We start from the raw sequence: 20,835 nt of genomic DNA, 5'->3' as shown, positions 1-20,835 counted from the left end.
GGCCGATCAGTGGGAAAATAACCCGGTGATCGGCATCAAGCGCGGCGTACTCTATCAATACCTACTGGAGATGCTCTGATGAATGACACCATTTATCAAGGGATTGAGGAAAACCCGCGCTTTATAGAACTGGTGCGAAAACGTAGCCGATTCGCCTGGCTGCTTTCACTGATTACACTGGCGCTGTACGTCAGCTTTATTTTATTGATCGCTTTCGATCCACAGTGGTTGGGCACACCGATCGCTGAAGGATCGACCATTACCCGCGGGATCCCGGTCGGCGTCGGCCTGATCGTGATCTCTTTCGTGTTGACCGGGATCTACGTATTCCGCGCCAACGGCGAGTTCGATCGCCTGACTGCAGAAGTCCTGCGTGAGGTGAAGAAATGAAGCCTTTATTGTCTGTCGCCGCCCTACTGATGCTGCCGGGCCTGGCTTTTGCTGATGCCATAAGTGGCGAAGTTCATCGCCAGCCGCTGAACATTCAGGCGATCGTGATGTTCGTACTGTTTGTCGGTGCCACGCTATACATCACTTACTGGGCTTCCAAACGAACGCGTTCACGCCAGGATTACTACACCGCAGGCGGCAAAATCACCGGCCTGCAGAACGGCCTGGCGATTGCCGGCGACTTTATGTCAGCCGCTTCTTTCCTGGGTATTTCCGCACTGGTGTATACCTCTGGCTATGACGGACTGATTTATTCCATCGGCTTCCTGATCGGCTGGCCGATCATTTTGTTCCTGATTGCAGAACGCCTGCGAAATCTGGGCCGTTATACCTTTGCTGACGTGGCCTCTTACCGACTTAAGCAGAAACCAATCCGTACCCTTTCGGCCTGCGGCTCACTGGTGGTGGTCGCGCTATACCTGATTGCACAGATGGTTGGCGCCGGTAAGCTGATCCAGTTACTGTTTGGTCTTAACTACCACGTGGCGGTGATCCTGGTCGGTATTTTAATGGTGCTGTACGTGCTGTTCGGCGGCATGCTGGCAACCACCTGGGTACAGATTATCAAAGCGGTATTGTTGCTGGCCGGTGCCAGTTTTATGGCGCTGATGGTGATGAAATCGGTCAATTTTGACTTCAATACCCTGTTTGCCGAGGCCGTGAAAGTGCATCCGAAAGGCATCGCCATCATGAGCCCGGGCGGACTGGTGTCCGATCCTATTTCCGCGCTCTCGTTGGGGCTGGCGCTGATGTTTGGTACTGCGGGTCTGCCGCACATCCTGATGCGCTTCTTTACCGTCAGCGATGCCAAAGAAGCCCGCAAGAGTGTGTTCTATGCCACCGGCTTTATCGGTTACTTCTATATCCTGACCTTTATTATCGGCTTCGGCGCAATTTTGTTAGTCGGCCCTAATCCAGCATTCAAAGACGCTACCGGAGCGCTGTTGGGCGGTACCAATATGGCAGCGGTGCATTTGGCCAACGCCGTCGGCGGTAACTTCTTCCTCGGGTTTATTTCAGCGGTCGCCTTTGCCACCATTCTGGCGGTGGTTGCCGGCCTGACACTGGCAGGAGCTTCTGCGGTATCTCATGACTTGTACGCCAGCGTGATTAAAAACGGTAAGGCGACCGAGCGTGATGAACTGCGGGTTTCAAAGATTACCGTGGTGATCCTGGGGATCGTGGCCATTGCATTGGGGATTTTGTTCGAGAAACAGAATATCGCCTTTATGGTCGGGCTGGCCTTCTCGATTGCTGCCAGTTGTAACTTCCCGATTATCATTCTTTCAATGTATTGGTCACGCCTGACTACGCGCGGCGCCATGATCGGCGGCTGGTTAGGTCTGCTGACGGCGGTTATCCTGATGATCCTTGGCCCGACAATTTGGGTGCAGATCCTGGGGCATGAGAAGGCCATTTATCCTTATGAATATCCGGCGTTGTTCTCGATGATTGTCGCGTTCGTCGGCACCTGGCTGTTCTCGGTCACCGACAGCTCATTGGCTGGGCAGCAGGAGCGTGAGCGCTTCCGTTTCCAATTTGTACGTTCGCAAACCGGCCTGGGGATTTCCCAGGGCAGTTCGCATTAAAATAAAACCGTGGGTTCAGCATGCTGAACCCACTTTTTATTATCACTGACAGCAAAAAACTGCCCCTAACTGTCTGTCAGTCACGTCACTCTCCACTAACCTCATTGCGCGCAGTCAGGCCAATGGCGGCCACACCTCGCTTAATCGCCTCATTCTGCATATACAACCGCCAAATGATGCCAGTGCGATAATTTTCGAGCATGACGACGCTAATCCCTTTTTCCAGCCCATTAACTGATGAAGAGTACCAATACGGCTTAACATCCAGGTTATAACCGCTTTTAAAGCCGTACTTGCCCCAGGTATAAGGGTGGTTCCGGTAATAGTTTTGCATCGCCGCCAGTGATGCTTGTGGCGTGAATACAATGGCGCCTACTGCGCCGGAAAGCACCATAGTGCCATCCGTGCTGGCCGCCGTCGCCGGTGGCGCACCATAGGTGCCATGATAGGCGCCATCTGGGCCTGGCGCCGCCGACAGTCCCCATGAATCAGGACCGAACGTCTTAAAGTTATCCTGTTCATCAATGCTGTATTGGCGACTGATTTGCGAGTTGAGCACCGCATCGTTAAACCAGTCATCACCCAGCCTATCGACCTTGCCACGGAAATCGACCCAGGCATTAGAAAACTGGTTGGTAAAGCTGGAGCCAAACCAGGTATCAAACACCGGCTCGCTACCGCGGTACGATCGTTTAGCACGATTTATGCTGTAGAACATATCGCCGTTGACCGGATGCGTCGGAGAGCCTGCCGCCAGTACATACATGCTGGCCTGTTCAACCGGGCCGGACCATTTGTACTCATTGAACCCACCGCCATTCTCCGGGAACCACGCCATATAAAACTGATTGGTTATAGGATCGCGGAACCACTCCCAGTCGACTTTGTGATAAATCTGGTCCGCCATTTGTTTGATTTCACCCCCGAAGAACTCCCCGGCAACAATCACGCCATTCAACGCCAGTGTGGTATCAATGGTTGAAAGTTCAGAGTTCCAGGCCCGTTTCCCCGTCCACTTATTCAGGAAGTGGTAGAAGAATCCCCGGTGTTGATCGACATTATTCAACAACATATTCAGCGTACCCAGGGTGCGTGCCGCCCCTTCATCCCAGGTGATCCAACCGTTGTTAACGCCAATTGGAATCGCCGACAGGGCAAAACCGACCTGCGCCACATTGCAGATCGCCGAGGGCTTCGCGTCGCTAACCAAACCGTAGCCGGGGCTGGCAGGATCGCTATTGGCCATTTCCCAGAAGAAATTGAAACTTTTTCTGGTTTCCAACGCAATCAACGCGGAATCGCTGATCTCGCGCACCGGAGGATTGGCCGTATCAAAAATTTGCAGTTCGTAGATTGTGGGAGAATCACTCGCGGCCGTAATATTCAGCCTGATTTGCGATGCCTTAACCCGAGGGAAATAAAGCTCGGCGTTTTGTCCAAGGGTCGTCCCCTGATAAACCGGCAACCACTGCCCATTTTGCAGGATTTCAAGCGTGAAGGCCTCAACCCGAGACTCATACTCTTTGATTCTCACCAGATCGAAATCAATTTCAGCGCCCAAATCCACCACAAGCCACGCCGGAAGCGGCTCATCATGAGAGGCCCAGCGACTGCCAGCATCACCATCAATGGCTTTATCAGCCCCATACTGTGGTTGTTTGAACCAAACGCTGCTGGCACTGGCCTGGGCATTGATATCCCACAACAGGTTGTAACTAGGACGCACCTCAAAACTATGTCTATCCCCTTTAGTGCCCTGAGGATAGGTTTCCTGGATATAAAACTGGGAATGTTCCAACAACGACGGCAGTTCAAGGTGGAAACGTCCATCGTCTGCCACCGAGCCGAAAATCGACGCCCCGTTTTCAGTGGTTACTTCGAGCTTACTCCCCGGGGTCGCCGAACCCATCAACCAACGGCTCTTGTCGGTGAAACCTTCATTATCCAAAGTGAGAGGCGCTATCACCGAGACATCACACTCAGCGGAATATGCACCATCTTCACTTTCGACGGTGATCTTCGTGAAGCCGGGTTTAAGCGCATTAACGGTGCAAATAGTTTCATTCGCTTGCAGGATGACGACATCTTGGCGCGTATTTTTCCATTTCAAATCATCGGCCTGTACTCCCTTGATACCCGCGATCAAGGTAAACTGCTTGCCCACCTCCAACGTGACCGTTTCCTGACTCAGCGTGATGCCGAGCGGATCGCCTTGCGTCAGTGTTTGCTGCGTCAATCCAGGCAGGGTCTCATGCCCTTGCTGATTGGCAACCATCGCATCCTTGATTTGCAGGCCATACTGCGGGGAATGTCTTCGCGTCTTAAAGGTAAACAATGCCTGCCCGGCCGGTAATGGCTGGTCGGAGACAAATACCAAGCGTAACTTTTCCGCGGCAAACTCTTTGCGTAACAGCCTGATGTCGGCCAGCAGGGGAATAACCTGTTCTACCTGGGTATTATCCACCTCAATCGTAATATCGGCGGCACAGATATCATCGCTGCCGTTTGCCAGCATTAATTGATAGCTACCAACGCTGTTCGACGGCGTATTAACTACTTGGGTCATCACCCATTCAGGCAAGTCGGCATCTGACAGCTCATCTTGCCTCATGAACATATTGCGTAAACCCACTTCATCACTGGTCTGTGGGATATTCAATGCATGGCACACCATAGCGGCAATATCTTTCGTGGAGCCGCCCAACAGCGTTTTTTCACCTGCCGTCTCTCTGGCGACGGTTCGACCATTTGCCGCGATAAAGACGGTTCGCGCCAATGCGGAGTTTTGCCCATGGCTAAAGTTCTGTGTTTGAGTCCCGTCCGCCTGCTCGGTACCGCCACCGTGGTCGGGGGAGATAATCACCAAAGTATCTTCACATAAGCCCTGCCGTTCCAGCTCACTGATAATCTTCTCGACTTGCCCATCTGCCGTGGTCATTGCCCGGTAATAGTCCGGTCCGTAGTATCCCTTTGAATGTCCGGCCAGATCGATATTGCTTAGATGGACCATCATGAATGCAGTATCTTTCATCTTGCCGCCGGCAATATAGGCCGTGACCTTTTCCACGATGGCCGCATCATAATCCTTGACGCACTCCACCCCAAGCGAAGGCTCAATCAGGCTATTGGCAATGGCATCCCAGGAAACGTAAGCGGCAAGCTTGCGGTTTGGCATGGCCTGTCGCAGCCGTTTAAATAAGGTCGGATAGAGGCTGTTTTCCGGATAGTAGTATTCGGCAGCGACACCATTGGTTACCCCGTGTTTACTCGTATCTACACCGGTAAGTATCGCCCCCCAGTTTGGGGCAGAGTCGGACGGCATAACCGATTGCGCCGTGTAGGTCACCGCGCCTTGCTCAATCATTTTTCGTAAATACGGGATATGCAGTCGATCGCCAACCGTTTCTTTTTTCGACTCCACGGAAGGCCAATAGGGAGCCTGTATGCTGACACCGGCACCCGCACCATCCAGACCAATAAATAGCACGCGCTTATAAGGCATAAAAGCAAGCTGTTCTGCAACATGGACTTGCCGATCATGGGGAAGGCCAATAATATCGCCTAATGTGATCACACCATCCTGGTTAGCGTCCAGGGATAATGCCTCGTTGATCGTCAGATGATGTGTTTCCACATCCAGCGAGTCAATCTGATATAAACGACCATTCTCGTAGAATTGGCAATTTGACAAAGAGAACTCACCGGCACCCGCTGCTGCAGTGGTTTTGAACCGCAGTTCCCCCACTTTTGTTTTTTGCCAGTCTAAAGGGTCAGTATTGTTGAAGGTACGGCCGCCATATACGCTGACTTTCAAAACACCGTTTGCTGTAACCCGTGCAGAAATATCTCTGCCAACGGCCTCAATAAATTCAAATAAGGATGAGTCATAATGAAGCTCACTGGTGCAGTCATCAATGACATTCTCCATATTGTTGGTACGTAAATGCAGATTCAGCGTAAACGCAGAGTCCGTCACCGTCTGTTCCGCCCCAACAAATTTCAAGCTACCGCTAAATTTCTCAGTCAAAGGTTTAACAACCAGATCGCGATATTCCTCATAGAGTGCCTGCACCTCCTGTTGGTCTACAGCCCGGTTGATAATCCGTAGCTCATCAATCATTGTTTCGTTGCTTAGGCGATACTGGCCCATAGCATCTGCACCAACAGCGATATCCAACGCAGTTGCGGTATCCCCCGAAAAACGAATATCAATCTGTTGTTTCAGCACGCCGTCTTTATAGAAACAGGCATTGCCAAAGCGATCGTGACTCACCGTAATCTGATGCCAGCGGCCATCTGCCACATAAATAGGATAATCATCACCAAGATCATAACGACCGGCGCTGTCCCCCTTCCAATTCCAACTCAGTGCATTTTTATGAACCCCTAATTGCCAACCTGGATTGCCCCCACTGTTCCAGTCTTTATTCGAAATAATCGTTTGCTCTTTATTGCCGGTAGGGGCCTTGATCCAAAAGCACAGGCTAAAATCACCTGACAAATCATTTTGTAATTCTGGATTAGGAATGGTGATAAAACTATCGCCATTGAACAAAAATGCACTGTTGGCAAAACCGGATACATATTCCTCCTTGCCATGTATGACTGCATCGTAGCCATTAACCGAGGCATCATTTAAATGATCATTAAAGTCGTAATGCAGTGAGATAGGTGCCGGAGTGAGTTTCTCATAATACTCGTCATATTCTTGTCGGACTTGCTGGGCGGAAATAATGGTGTTGGTTATTTTTACTCGATCGAGAAAAGTATTCGCCAATCGATATTCGCCTCGGCCATCCGCGCCGATATTAAAATCCAAATGGGTGTTAGTGTGTCCACTGTTGGCAATAGTGACCCGGGACTGCTCCTGACCATCGAGATAGAAAACAGCGTCTCTGGAACGATCGTGTGCAATAGCAACATGATGCCATTTAAAATCGGCGATAGGGATATCCGCCATATCCAACCGGCGACCATAAGCACCTTGCCAATTCCACCTTAGGCTTTTACCACTAATCCCTATTACCCAACCAATGTTCCCGCCAACACGCCAATCTTTGTTAGAAAATATAACCCCTTCATATTGTGCGTTAGCCTTTACCCAGAAAGAAACGCTGAAGTCACCATCCAAAGCGGGAAATAACTCACTTTGTGGTAGCGTAATATACGATTTTTCTAATTTAGCTGCCAGTCCATCAAAACCACGAACAAAGCCAATATCCCCGGTTGCTATTCCATCGTTGCTTTGGCCTGAACTGTCTTTTAGATCCCCTTCAAAGTTCATGAATACGGTCAGTGGCTTCCGCAGTTTATCTTTCAAATCATAAAATTTTTGCTTAATGTCTTCTTGAGTGAATACTTTATCGTGGATTTCAATCTCATCCAGATGACAGCCCTTTAAAGGATATTGACCCAGTGCATCCGCACCGATAACCGTTGTATATCCACTATCAATACTGCCCGAGTTAGAAATATTAATGTTATATACTTGGCCCCCATCTTTATAAAAAATAGCGTCACCCTGACGGTCAAAAGTGACTGCAATGTGATGCCACTGATTGTCAGCAATTTTTATATTTTGTTCAGCACCGACATCTAAACGTGAACCGGAGACACCTTTCCAATTACAGACCAGATAATCATGATTAATACCCACCAACCAGCCGATATTTGAGCCTTTCCCCCAATCTTTATTAGAGATAATCACGCCATCGCTTGATGATCCAAATTTAATCCAGAACGATAGGCTAAAATCACGATCTGTAGAAAATAAAAAACTATCCCTTACCAGAGAAATAGTGCCATTTTCGAAATAGCCATTCTGGCCAATATTATTTTTAACCAGAATGATATTACCCTCAACTTTCTCTATATTATCATTCTCAGAGACATCGTTAACTTCCGTATTGAAGTCTATCCTTGCCAGCAAAGTATCGGCATTGTCGGCAGTATTACCTTCAAATACCGTTTTTGTATATTCATTGTTCATATTGTCCGCCTATTTTAAATAATGTTTTTAAAACAAGCGGACAATACCATGGTAAACATAAGGTTATGACTTATCCCTGTAGTGTGGGAACTCAGACTACAGATGAATATATGAGAGCAGGCAAATAGCGGATGAGAGATATAGCGTGATTTATGTGATGCGCATTGAAGAGTGATATGAAAATTGGTGGGGTAACGGCCATTTATTTATAGCAGGCAAGGTAAAAAGGCCATCCTTGCGGATGGCCTCTTGGCTTAATTGATGCCTGGCAGTGTCCTACAATACTCGTCTCATCCTGAGACTCACCCCTTTGGGGCCGCCGCAAGCGGCGTTAAATCCCGTTCCCGACGGGCTTTTCGCATGTCCATGCTCGAGCTGAACACCAAATAACTGACAAAGTAAAAAGCCCCATGCTTTCGCATGAGGCTTTGTACTTTGTTTGATGCCTGGCAGTGTCCTACTCTCGCATGGGGAGACCCCACACTACCATCGGCGCTACGGCGTTTCACTTCTGAGTTCGGCATGGGGTCAGGTGGGACCACCGCGCTATTGCCGCCAGGCAAATTCTGTTTCATTCCAGCCGTCATTTCCATGACCACCAGAACCAATCTCGGAACGCGCTGAAAATCTCTCAAATCAAAACACTTTTGGTGTTGTAAGGTTAAGTCTCACGGATCATTAGTACTGGTTAGCTCAATGCATCGCTGCACTTACACACCCAGCCTATCAACGTCTTAGTCTTAAACGTTCCTTCAGGGGAATCAAGTTCCCAGGGAAGACTCATCTCGAGGCAAGTTTCGCGCTTAGATGCTTTCAGCGCTTATCTTTTCCGCACTTAGCTACCGGGCAATGCCATTGGCATGACAACCCGAACACCAGTGGTGCGTTCACTCCGGTCCTCTCGTACTAGGAGCAACCCCTCTCAATCTTCCAACGCCCACGGCAGATAGGGACCGAACTGTCTCACGACGTTCTAAACCCAGCTCGCGTACCACTTTAAATGGCGAACAGCCATACCCTTGGGACCTACTTCAGCCCCAGGATGTGATGAGCCGACATCGAGGTGCCAAACACCGCCGTCGATATGAACTCTTGGGCGGTATCAGCCTGTTATCCCCGGAGTACCTTTTATCCGTTGAGCGATGGCCCTTCCATTCAGAACCACCGGATCACTAAGACCTACTTTCGTACCTGCTCGAGCCGTCACTCTCGCAGTCAAGCTAGCTTATGCCTTTGCACTAACCTCACGATGTCCGACCGTGATTAGCTAACCTTCGTGCTCCTCCGTTACTCTTTGGGAGGAGACCGCCCCAGTCAAACTACCCACCAGACACTGTCCTCACCCCGGATTACGGGGCCGAGTTAGAACATCAAACATTAAAGGGTGGTATTTCAAGGTTGGCTCCACGCAGACTGGCGTCCACGCTTCAAAGCCTCCCACCTATCCTACACATCAAGGCTCAATGTTCAGTGTCAAGCTATAGTAAAGGTTCACGGGGTCTTTCCGTCTTGCCGCGGGTACACTGCATCTTCACAGCGAGTTCAATTTCACTGAGTCTCGGGTGGAGACAGCCTGGCCATCATTACGCCATTCGTGCAGGTCGGAACTTACCCGACAAGGAATTTCGCTACCTTAGGACCGTTATAGTTACGGCCGCCGTTTACTGGGGCTTCGATCAAGAGCTTCGCCTTGCGGCTGACCCCATCAATTAACCTTCCAGCACCGGGCAGGCGTCACACCGTATACGTCCACTTTCGTGTTTGCACAGTGCTGTGTTTTTATTAAACAGTTGCAGCCAGCTGGTATCTGCGACTGGCTTCGGCTCCGAGAGCAAGTCTCTTCACCTACGCGCCAGCGTGCCTTCTCCCGAAGTTACGGCACCATTTTGCCTAGTTCCTTCACCCGAGTTCTCTCAAGCGCCTTGGTATTCTCTACCTGACCACCTGTGTCGGTTTGGGGTACGATTCTGTGTTACCTGATGCTTAGAGGCTTTTCCTGGAAGCTTGGCATCAACTACTTCTGCACCGTAGTGCATCGTCATCACGCCTCAGGGTTGAATAAGCAACCGGATTTACCAGGTCACTCCCCCTACACGCTTAAACCGGGACAACCGTCGCCCGGCTAGCCTAGCCTTCTCCGTCCCCCCTTCGCAGTAACACCGAGTACAGGAATATTAACCTGTTTCCCATCGACTACGCCTTTCGGCCTCGCCTTAGGGGTCGACTCACCCTGCCCCGATTAACGTTGGACAGGAACCCTTGGTCTTCCGGCGAGCGGGTTTTTCACCCGCTTTATCGTTACTTATGTCAGCATTCGCACTTCTGATACCTCCAGCAACCCTCACAGGCCACCTTCAACGGCTTACAGAACGCTCCCCTACCCAACAACGCCTAAGCGTCGCTGCCGCAGCTTCGGTGCATGGTTTAGCCCCGTTACATCTTCCGCGCAGGCCGACTCGACCAGTGAGCTATTACGCTTTCTTTAAATGATGGCTGCTTCTAAGCCAACATCCTGGCTGTCTATGCCTTCCCACATCGTTTCCCACTTAACCATGACTTTGGGACCTTAGCTGGCGGTCTGGGTTGTTTCCCTCTTCACGACGGACGTTAGCACCCGCCGTGTGTCTCCCGTGATAACATTCTTCGGTATTCGGAGTTTGCATCGGTTTGGTAAGCCGGGATGGCCCCCTAGCCGAAACAGTGCTCTACCCCCGAAGATGAGTTCACGAGGCGCTACCTAAATAGCTTTCGGGGAGAACCAGCTATCTCCCGGTTTGATTGGCCTTTCACCCCCAGCCACAAGTCATCCGCTAATTTTTCAACATTAGTCGGTTCGGTCCTCCAGTTAGTGTTACCCAACCTTCAACCTGCCCATGGCTAGATCACCGGGTTTCGGGTCTATACCTTGCAACTATTCGCCCAGTTAAGACTCGGTTTCCCTACGGCTCCCCTATACGGTTAACCTTGCTACAAAATATAAGTCGCTGACCCATTATACAAAAGGTACGCAGTCACCCAACTAGTAGGCTCCCACTGCTTGTACGTACACGGTTTCAGGTTCTATTTCACTCCCCTCGCCGGGGTTCTTTTCGCCTTTCCCTCACGGTACTGGTTCACTATCGGTCAGTCAGGAGTATTTAGCCTTGGAGGATGGTCCCCCCATATTCAGACAGGATGTCACGTGTCCCGCCCTACTCATCGAACTCACAATTAATGCATTTTAGTGTACGGGACTATCACCCTTTACTGTGCGACTTTCCAGACGCTTCCACTAACACAAGAACTGATTCAGGTTCTGGGCTCCTCCCCGTTCGCTCGCCGCTACTGGGGGAATCTCGGTTGATTTCTTTTCCTCGGGGTACTTAGATGTTTCAGTTCCCCCGGTTCGCCTCATACGACTATGTATTCATCGTATGATAGTGCAACGAATTGCACTGGGTTTCCCCATTCGGGTATCGCCGGTTATAACGGTTTATATCACCTTACCGACGCTTATCGCAGATTAACACGCCCTTCATCGCCTCTGACTGCCTAGGCATCCACCGTGTACGCTTAGTCACTTAACCTCACAACCCAAAAGTGTTTCCACAATTGTGCTGCTACATTTGAGAGACTCTATGACAGGGTACTCCTTACTCCAGTACTTCTACGGAGGAGTAAGTTTCAGCTGTCATGTTTCAATTTTCAGCTTGTTCCAGATTGTTAAAGAGCAAAATACTTCGCAGCATACTGTCGCCAGTACACTCTGAAGTATTGAAATACAGGACTATATGGTGGAGCTAAGCGGGATCGAACCGCTGACCTCCTGCGTGCAAGGCAGGCGCTCTCCCAGCTGAGCTATAGCCCCATACAGTCACGTGCAGTACCTTTTCCACTTCGAGAAGTGGTAGGCCTGAGTGGACTTGAACCACCGACCTCACCCTTATCAGGGGTGCGCTCTAACCACCTGAGCTACAAGCCTATAAAGGTATTTCTGCTCGTTACTTTCTATCAGACAATCTGTGTGAGCACTTCACGCAATCAATATCATTAGGTAAGGAGGTGATCCAACCGCAGGTTCCCCTACGGTTACCTTGTTACGACTTCACCCCAGTCATGAATCACAAAGTGGTAAGCGCCCTCCCGAAGGTTAAGCTACCTACTTCTTTTGCAACCCACTCCCATGGTGTGACGGGCGGTGTGTACAAGGCCCGGGAACGTATTCACCGTAGCATTCTGATCTACGATTACTAGCGATTCCGACTTCACGGAGTCGAGTTGCAGACTCCGATCCGGACTACGACGTACTTTATGAGGTCCGCTGGCTCTCGCGAGTTCGCTTCTCTTTGTATACGCCATTGTAGCACGTGTGTAGCCCTACTCGTAAGGGCCATGATGACTTGACGTCATCCCCACCTTCCTCCGGTTTATCACCGGCAGTCTCCTTTGAGTTCCCACCATTACGTGCTGGCAACAAAGGATAAGGGTTGCGCTCGTTGCGGGACTTAACCCAACATTTCACAACACGAGCTGACGACAGCCATGCAGCACCTGTCTCAGAGTTCCCGAAGGCACTAAGCTATCTCTAGCGAATTCTCTGGATGTCAAGAGTAGGTAAGGTTCTTCGCGTTGCATCGAATTAAACCACATGCTCCACCGCTTGTGCGGGCCCCCGTCAATTCATTTGAGTTTTAACCTTGCGGCCGTACTCCCCAGGCGGTCGACTTAACGCGTTAGCTCCGGAAGCCACGCCTCAAGGGCACAACCTCCAAGTCGACATCGTTTACAGCGTGGACTACCAGGGTATCTAATCCTGTTTGCTCCCCACGCTTTCGCACCTGAGCGTCAGTCTTTGTCCAGGGGGCCGCCTTCGCCACCGGTATTCCTCCAGATCTCTACGCATTTCACCGCTACACCTGGAATTCTACCCCCCTCTACAAGACTCTAGCTTGCCAGTTTCAAATGCAGTTCCCACGTTAAGCGCGGGGATTTCACATCTGACTTAACAAACCGCCTGCGTGCGCTTTACGCCCAGTAATTCCGATTAACGCTTGCACCCTCCGTATTACCGCGGCTGCTGGCACGGAGTTAGCCGGTGCTTCTTCTGCGAGTAACGTCAATGTAATGTGCTATTAACACACTACCCTTCCTCCTCGCTGAAAGTGCTTTACAACCCGAAGGCCTTCTTCACACACGCGGCATGGCTGCATCAGGCTTGCGCCCATTGTGCAATATTCCCCACTGCTGCCTCCCGTAGGAGTCTGGACCGTGTCTCAGTTCCAGTGTGGCTGGTCATCCTCTCAGACCAGCTAGGGATCGTCGCCTAGGTGAGCCATTACCCCACCTACTAGCTAATCCCATCTGGGCACATCTGATGGCGTGAGGCCCGAAGGTCCCCCACTTTGGTCCGAAGACGTTATGCGGTATTAGCTACCGTTTCCAGTAGTTATCCCCCTCCATCAGGCAGTTTCCCAGACATTACTCACCCGTCCGCCGCTCGTCACCCAGAGAGCAAGCTCTCTTGTGCTACCGCTCGACTTGCATGTGTTAGGCCTGCCGCCAGCGTTCAATCTGAGCCATGATCAAACTCTTCAATTAAAAGCTTGATTTGCTTCAACTCGTGAAGCGATGCTCGAAAATAACTTTCGTAATAGTCATTCAGTTGGACAAGCCAACAAAACAACTTATTGCTTGGTCACTCTTCAAGACTTGATATTTTTTCGAACCCGAAGGTTCTGGATATCGTCTTGTGGAGTGCCCACACAGATTGTCTGATAAATTGTTAAAGAGCAGTGAGTTAGCCGCCGTAGCTTGCTATCTCGAGGTGGCGTATATTACGCTTTCCTCTTTCAGAGTCAACCCCTAAATTTCAGGATTTTTTCTCTTCGAACCCCGGAGACTCTGTGAAGTTGTTCACATGTTCCGTGTCGATGGAGGCGCATTATAGGGAGTTCTCAGGAGGCCGCAATAGGTATTTTCGACAAAAACGATCGTTTGCTGCATTCCACAGCAAAACCCCGCTTTATACCCTGTTGTTAACAAACTTATCCACAGAAGTGATTTGCCCGGAAATTTTACGAGCGCCACGCAAACGTTTTCGCTACAATTCCCCGCGACGAAACGCTCCCCTTTTTACGGGGGCGTTACCTGAATCTGTGCCTGATTACCCCTTTATAGAGAGAAAAGCCTTTCCTTATAAAGAGTAGAAGGTGGAAATTCACGTAACGCTCTTTTATTGCGACTCCAAAGCCAAGGGATAAAACCATGCAACAACCTCGTCCAATCCGCCGGGCCCTGCTCAGCGTCTCTGACAAAGCCGGTATCGTTGAATTCGCCGAAGCGCTGTCCCAGCGTGGCGTTGAACTGCTCTCCACCGGTGGCACCGCCCGCCTGCTGGCAGATGCCGGCCTGCCTGTTACCGAAGTTTCCGACTACACCGGCTTCCCGGAAATGATGGACGGACGAGTAAAGACCCTGCACCCCAAAGTACACGGCGGTATTCTCGGCCGCCGCGGCCAGGACGACGCCATCATGGGTCAGCATGACATCAAGCCGATCGACATGGTGGTGGTAAACCTCTATCCGTTCGCCCAGACCGTGGCGCGCCCGAACTGCTCACTGGAAGACGCGGTCGAGAACATCGACATCGGCGGCCCAACCATGGTGCGCTCCGCGGCCAAGAACCACAAAGACGTCGCCATCGTGGTAAAGAGCAGCGACTACGCCGCTATTATTACCGAGATGGATAACAACGACGGTTCACTGCAATACACCACCCGTTTCGATCTGGCCATCAAAGCCTTCGAGCACACCGCCGCTTACGACAGCATGATCGCCAACTACTTCGGCGCACTGGTTCCTGCCTACCACGGCGATACCGAACAACCTGCCGGTCGTTTCCCTCGCACCCTGAACCTCAACTATATAAAGAAGCAGGATATGCGCTACGGTGAGAACAGCCACCAGCAAGCGGCCTTCTATATAGAAGAGAACGTTCAGGAAGCCTCTGTCGCCACCGCGGAACAACTGCAAGGCAAAGCGCTGTCCTACAACAACATCGCCGATACCGACGCCGCACTGGAATGTGTGAAGGAGTTCGCCGAGCCGGCCTGCGTGATCGTCAAGCACGCCAACCCATGCGGTGTGGCGATCGGCGATGATATTCTGGCGGCCTATGAGCGCGCCTATCAAACCGACCCGACCTCTGCTTTCGGCGGCATCATCGCCTTTAACCGCGAACTGGACGCCGCTACCGCACAGGCCATTATCAGCCGTCAGTTTGTGGAAGTGATTATCGCGCCGAGCATCAGCCAGGAAGCCCGCTCGCTGCTGGCAGCCAAACAGAACGTCCGTGTACTGGCCTGCGGCCAATGGCAGCAACGTATTGCCGCTCTCGACTTCAAACGTGTCAACGGTGGCCTGCTGGTGCAAGACCGCGATCTGGGTATGGTGAACGAAGGCGATCTGCGCGTGGTATCTGAACGTCAGCCGACCGCGCAGGAACTGCGTGATGCGCTGTTCTGTTGGAAGGTCGCCAAGTTCGTGAAGTCCAACGCTATCGTCTATGCACGTGACAACATGACCATCGGCATAGGCGCCGGCCAGATGAGCCGCGTTTACTCCGCCAAGATCGCCGGGATCAAAGCCGCGGACGAAGGCCTGGAAGTCAAAGGCTCCGCCATGGCGTCTGACGCTTTCTTCCCGTTCCGTGATGGCATCGATGCCGCCGCAGCGGTGGGCATCAGTTGCGTGATCCAGCCAGGCGGTTCGATCCGCGATGATGAAGTGATTGCCGCCGCCAATGAGCACGGTATCGCGATGATCTTCACCGACATGCGCCACTTCCGCCATTAATCCCTTTTGCCGCGTGCGCTACGGCGCACGCTCTGCGTGGAGCACCTGATGAATATTTTAATTATCGGCAACGGCGGGCGTGAACACGCGCTGGCCTGGAAAGCCGCTCAGTCACCGTTGGCAGATAAAGTCTATGTGGCGCCGGGCAATGCCGGTACCGCATTAGAAAGCAATCTCGAGAACGTCGCGATCTCCGCTACCGATATTCCGGCGCTGGTTGCCTTTGCCCAGAGCCATGACATTGGTCTCACCATCGTCGGGCCGGAAGCGCCGCTGGTGATTGGCGTGGTTGATGCCTTCCAGGCCGCCGGCCTGAAAATCTTTGGGCCATCTCAGGCAGCAGCCCAGCTAGAAGGCTCTAAAGCCTTTACCAAAGACTTCCTGGCGCGTCATAACATCCCAAGCGCCGAGTACCAAAACTTTACCGAGGTTGAACCGGCGCTGGCTTATCTGCGCAGCAAAGGCGCACCTATCGTCATCAAGGCCGACGGCCTGGCCGCAGGCAAGGGCGTAATCGTCGCCATGACGCTGCAGGAAGCCGAAGACGCGGTGCAGGACATGTTGGCCGGTAACGCTTTTGGCGATGCGGGTCACCGTATCGTGATAGAAGAGTTCCTTGAAGGTGAAGAAGCCAGCTTTATCGTGATGGTCGATGGCGAGAACGTGGTGCCGATGGCCACCAGCCAGGATCACAAACGCGTCGGCGACGGTGATACCGGCCCGAACACCGGTGGCATGGGTGCCTACTCCCCGGCACCGGTAGTCACCGATGAAATCCACCAGCGCGCCATGGATCAGGTCATCTGGCCTACCGTACGTGGCATGGCTGCGGAAGGTAATACCTACGTCGGTTTCCTTTACGCCGGGTTGATGATCTCCGCCGACGGCCAGCCGAAGGTGATTGAGTTCAACTGCCGCTTTGGCGATCCGGAGACGCAGCCGATCATGCTGCGCCTGCGTTCTGATCTGGTCGAGCTGTGTCTGGCCGGTGCGGAAGGCAAGCTGGGCGAGAAAACGTCCGAGTGGGATGAACGTCCTGCGCTAGGCGTAGTGTTGGCAGCCGGTGGCTATCCGGGTGATTACAACAACGGTGAAGTCATCCAAGGTCTGCCACAGCAGGAAAGTGCCGACGGTAAAGTGTTCCACGCCGGTACCCGCATGCAGGGCAATGACGTGGTCACCAGCGGTGGACGCGTGCTGTGCGTAACCGCACTGGGTGAGTCGGTGGCTCAAGCGCAACAACGCGCCTATCAATTAGCGGAAGGTATTCAGTGGCCGGGGAGTTTCAGCCGCAAAGACATTGGCTACCGTGCGATTGCGCGCGGCAAATGATCTGAACACCGCAACGCTCTTGGGCTCCGCAATGCGGGGCCTTTTTTATAGCTGGTCTTCTTTCGGTTCCCAGCGGCAAAAATCGTCGTTCGCTACCAGCAGCAGTTCACGCCCTTCCGGCGCATCCAACCAGGCTATATTCACCGGCTGGCTGCTATTACGGGCACGTCGCGCGATCCAGGCTTCGGCACTGCTATCCAGATCCGGTTTCAACGTTTGACCATCACAGGTTTGTACTACTCCCTGCTGCCAACGCCCCTGCAGCAGCTTCACCTTACCGGCGCGCAGCGCATTGCTCAGTTCCAGCACGCGTCGTGCCTGATATTGATACAGCGCGATTTCATCGGCGGTCAGTTGTTCACGCCGCGTAGCCAGTTGGCGCTGCATAAAGCTTACTCCGCCGTCATCGGCAAAGCGCAATTGAATGGAGTCTTGATCGCCATCGGCGTCAGTGCGTTTGATTTGGCGCAGCTTGCCGTCTTGATATTCGTACAGCGTGGTAACGGTGCCCGGACCACGATAGGGACTGTAGACGCTCATCAACACCAGCGGGCGGTGCCGCTCGTCATCTTTACGCCACAGGCGCATAACGCCCTGGTCGGCCACATAACCGCTGGCACTAAAGGAAGGAAGATCTGAATGACTGCTGCAGGCGCTCAGGCCAGCGGCAATGCCGATGACCATAAGCGCCTGTCGGATAAACAAAAGGGGCACAATTGCCCCTCTGTTTAATCTTTTCACCAACACGCAGTATTACTTAACTGCGTCTTTCAGTGCTTTACCAGAAACGAACGCAGGCACGTTAGCAGCTGCGATTTTGATTTCTTTACCAGTCTGCGGGTTGCGACCAGTGCGCTCGTTGCGGTGGTTTACCTTGAAAGTACCGAAACCAACCAATTGTACTGCATCACCTTCTTTCAGAGACTCAGTAATAGCAGCCAGGGTGGATTCCAGAGCCAGTTTAGCTTGTGCTTTGGAAAGGTCAGCCTTGTCCGCGATTACATCAATCAGTTGAGTCTTGTTCATAAGTTATCCTTACAGTGTGTTTATCGTTTGCAAAGCATCGAGTGCGACGGATATGCCGATGTACAGCACTCCCTGCATACACGCACCGATAGCCACTTTTTTTCCGCCCCCCAAATGTAGACCAGACAGGGTGCGGATGTGAAGCCTTAAGGCACGACAAATGAGGCGTTAAATCACGTTTTCTTGCCTTATTGCGTTAATTTTATCCCGATATTACTAACCGCGGCCTCGCGGAGGTCAGAACGCAACCCTTTGATCAGTTCTAAATCGCGCTCTTCGCAGTCAGCCAACAGGCGGAAAATTTCCCATTGGATGTCCCATTCTTCCTCTACCGCAGGCAGAACCTTGAGCTCATCGTCGGTCATTTCTTTACCGGCCTGAGTCATTTCCAACATCGCCACGGTGCGAATAGACGTTTCGCTGATGGCGATGGCGTGCTCTAGCGTCTCCCCGCTGAGTCGCGAATGGATCAGTTCCCCTAATGCGATACAGGCGTCAATCGCCGGGTAAACGCCGTAAAGATCGTAATCTTCTGCCGCGGGTATCGCCTCTTCCAACTTCTCCAGCTGGCTGTCAAAGTTGACCTTGGCGTCCTTGACCACCAGAGTTTCCCACACCAAATCCAGAATGCGGCGGTAAATTGCCGGTTCGCCGAACTCGGTTTGCAGGCAGAACATCTGGTAATTCGGATACATACGCTCGCACAAACTGGCCATAAAGGTCAAATGTTGCCAGCTTTCAAGCTTTTCCAGACGTAAATGAATCGGGTTACGTAGCATTATTCACTCTCTTACGCGTTATCTGCGCCGCAGTGTACCCGAAATCGGTCATTGCGACACCTCTGGATGCTGCTGCAGCCAGCGCTGGAAGGCCGGGCGGCGCGAGGCGATGGCATCGGCCCAGCGTGTAGGTTCCGGCAAACGGTAGCCCGCCATGCAACGTTGCACCCACGCCAGTGCACTGTCGGCGCCAACGCGATGGCCGGTGGAGATAAACAACGGATTACAGCGCGCCTTACTGCGCCATACCCAACCCAGTTGCTCGCCTTTGTCCTCCAGCGGTGCCAGCGCATCTGTAGCCTCGTCCAGCGGGGCGAACTTACCGCACAGGCGCTTTTTGGCTACGCCAATGGTCGGCACGTTGACCAGCAGGCCAAAATGGCTGGCTACGCCCAGACGGCGCGGATGCGAAATGCCATGGCCGTCAACCAGCACCAGATCCGGCTTTTGATGCAGTTGCTCCCAGGCTGCGAGCAACGCTGGGTATTCACGGAACGATAAGAAACCGGGGATATAGGGCATGGTGGTGGCCACTCGTGCCACCTGGTATTCCACCAGCTCCAGCGACGGATAGCGCAGGATGGCGATAGCGGCGCGAGTCACCGCGCCCTCCTGCTCAAAGCCCACGTCGGCACCGGCGATAAAGGTCGGTGGAACGACCAGGAAATCATCCTGGCGAATGACTTCGGAGGCGCGCAGCCGTTGTTCTGCACGCAGGGCTTGAGTATCTATCACATCCAATCCTTAACGATGGTATTTCCCCGACTGCGCGTGGACTGCCTCAACAAAGGCACCGGCGTTTTCCGGCGGCACGTCCTGATGAATACCGTGCCCCAGGTTGAACACATGGCCTTCGCCGTGGCCGAAACCAGCCAGAATGGTTTCCACTTCCTGGCCGATGCGCTCCGGTGACGCATACAGCATCGAAGGGTCCATGTTGCCCTGCAGTGCCACTTTGTCGCCCACGCGGCGGCGTGCATCGGCAATATCGGTCGTCCAGTCAAGACCCAGTGCGTCACAACCGGTTGCCGCCATCGCCTCCAGCCACTGGCCGCCACCTTTGGTGAACAGCGTGACCGGCACACGGCGACCTTCGTTTTCACGCAGCAGGCCGTCAACAATCTTGTGCATGTAATGCAGTGAGAACTCGCGGTAGTCACGACCGGTCAGCACGCCGCCCCAGGTATCGAACACCATCACCGACTGCGCGCCGGCTTTAATCTGGGCGTTAAGATACAAAATGACGCTGTCTGCCAGCTTATCCAACAGCAGGTGCAACGTCGCCGGCTCGGCGTACATCATTTTTTTCAGTTTGGTGAAGGCCTTGCTGCTACCGCCTTCCACCATATAGGTCGCCAGCGTCCACGGACTGCCTGAGAAACCGATCAGCGGCACTTCGCCCTTCAGCTCGCGACGGATGGTACGAACTGCGTTCATCACATAACCCAGCTCCACTTCCGGGTCGAACGCCGGTAGCTTGTCGACATCGGCACGACTGGTGATAGGCGAGGAGAAACGCGGACCTTCACCGGTTTCGAAATACAGGCCCAGCCCCATGGCATCGGGAATGGTGAGGATATCGGAGAACAGGATCGCCGCGTCCAGCGGGAAACGGCGCAGCGGCTGCAGCGTGACTTCACAAGCCAGCTCCGCGTTCTTGCATAGCGACATGAAATCCCCGGCCTGGGCGCGGGTGGCCTTGTACTCCGGCAAATAACGACCGGCCTGACGCATCATCCATACAGGGGTCACATCCACCGGCTGACGCAGCAGTGCGCGCAGGTAGCGATCGTTCTTCAACTCATTCATTTATGGGGCTCCCTTATTCATCTGCCGG

At 52.6% G+C, this 20,835-nt stretch carries 10 protein-coding genes, 2 tRNA genes and 3 rRNA genes; 4 read left to right on the top strand and 11 right to left on the bottom strand.

What is annotated here, in order from left to right:
- Positions 1–78: 78 nt before the first annotated feature.
- Together SERS4_RS0102165 and actP are read left to right on the top strand one after the other, a co-directional pair.
- Positions 79–390, top strand: coding sequence for a DUF485 domain-containing protein (locus tag SERS4_RS0102165; RefSeq protein WP_012004763.1), 312 nt, complete (start codon positions 79–81; stop codon positions 388–390).
- Positions 387–2,039 (top strand): cation/acetate symporter ActP, encoded by a 1,653-nt coding sequence (actP, locus tag SERS4_RS0102160; RefSeq protein WP_012004762.1) that lies wholly within the window; start codon positions 387–389, stop codon positions 2,037–2,039. The genes SERS4_RS0102165 and actP overlap by 4 nt, the downstream gene beginning before the upstream one ends.
- 85 nt (positions 2,040–2,124) lie before the next feature.
- On the opposite strand, the gene SERS4_RS0102155 is transcribed toward actP, so the two are convergent.
- From SERS4_RS0102155 to SERS4_RS0102130, 6 genes are all read right to left on the bottom strand, one after another.
- Positions 2,125–8,028 carry a glucoamylase family protein gene (locus tag SERS4_RS0102155; protein ID WP_017891337.1) on the bottom strand — a complete coding sequence of 1,968 codons (5,904 nt, stop codon included), beginning with the start codon at positions 8,026–8,028 and terminating at the stop codon, positions 2,125–2,127.
- A gap of 444 nt (positions 8,029–8,472) precedes the next feature.
- A 5S ribosomal RNA gene (gene rrf / locus SERS4_RS0102150) occupies positions 8,473–8,588 on the bottom strand.
- 97 nt (positions 8,589–8,685) lie between these two features.
- Positions 8,686–11,594 (bottom strand): 23S ribosomal RNA (locus SERS4_RS0102145).
- Positions 11,595–11,799: 205 nt separating this feature from the next.
- Positions 11,800–11,875, bottom strand: a tRNA-Ala gene (locus SERS4_RS0102140).
- 37 nt (positions 11,876–11,912) lie between these two features.
- A tRNA-Ile gene (locus SERS4_RS0102135) sits at positions 11,913–11,989 on the bottom strand.
- A 73-nt stretch (positions 11,990–12,062) separates the two neighbouring features.
- Positions 12,063–13,605, bottom strand: a 16S ribosomal RNA gene (locus tag SERS4_RS0102130).
- Together the 16S, 23S and 5S rRNA genes with 2 tRNA genes alongside form the textbook arrangement of a ribosomal RNA operon.
- 666 nt (positions 13,606–14,271) lie before the next feature.
- Between SERS4_RS0102130 and purH the strand changes: the two genes are divergently transcribed.
- Positions 14,272–15,861, top strand: coding sequence for a bifunctional phosphoribosylaminoimidazolecarboxamide formyltransferase/IMP cyclohydrolase (purH, locus tag SERS4_RS0102125; protein WP_017891336.1), 1,590 nt, complete (start codon positions 14,272–14,274; stop codon positions 15,859–15,861).
- Positions 15,862–15,909: 48 nt separating this feature from the next.
- Positions 15,910–17,193, top strand: coding sequence for a phosphoribosylamine--glycine ligase (purD, locus tag SERS4_RS0102120; protein ID WP_017891335.1), 1,284 nt, complete (start codon positions 15,910–15,912; stop codon positions 17,191–17,193).
- 45 nt (positions 17,194–17,238) lie between these two features.
- Here purD and SERS4_RS0102115 read toward each other — a convergent pair whose 3' ends face one another.
- From SERS4_RS0102115 to hemE, 5 genes are all read right to left on the bottom strand, one after another.
- Entirely contained in the window at positions 17,239–17,877 is a 639-nt protein-coding gene (locus SERS4_RS0102115; protein ID WP_012004758.1) for a DUF1481 domain-containing protein, read from the bottom strand.
- A 69-nt stretch (positions 17,878–17,946) separates the two neighbouring features.
- Positions 17,947–18,219, bottom strand: coding sequence for a nucleoid-associated protein HU-alpha (gene hupA / locus SERS4_RS0102110; RefSeq protein WP_012004757.1), 273 nt, complete (start codon positions 18,217–18,219; stop codon positions 17,947–17,949).
- Positions 18,220–18,407: 188 nt separating this feature from the next.
- A complete protein-coding gene (locus SERS4_RS0102105; protein ID WP_012004756.1) occupies positions 18,408–18,998 on the bottom strand; it encodes a YjaG family protein in 591 nt (196 codons plus the stop codon).
- Between the two features lie 48 nt (positions 18,999–19,046).
- Positions 19,047–19,733, bottom strand: a complete 687-nt coding sequence (nfi, locus tag SERS4_RS0102100) for a deoxyribonuclease V (protein ID WP_017891334.1) — start codon at positions 19,731–19,733, stop codon at positions 19,047–19,049.
- Between the two features lie 9 nt (positions 19,734–19,742).
- On the bottom strand, positions 19,743–20,807 hold the full coding sequence (gene hemE, locus SERS4_RS0102095) for a uroporphyrinogen decarboxylase (protein ID WP_017891333.1): 1,065 nt from the start codon (positions 20,805–20,807) through the stop codon (positions 19,743–19,745).
- Positions 20,808–20,835 lie beyond the last annotated feature (28 nt).

This window comes from Serratia sp. S4 (assembly GCF_000347995.1).
GTDB lineage: Bacteria > Pseudomonadota > Gammaproteobacteria > Enterobacterales > Enterobacteriaceae > Serratia > Serratia quinivorans.
The sequence above is the reverse complement of the archived record's forward strand: the minus strand, read 5'-3'. Positions and strand labels throughout refer to the sequence as shown.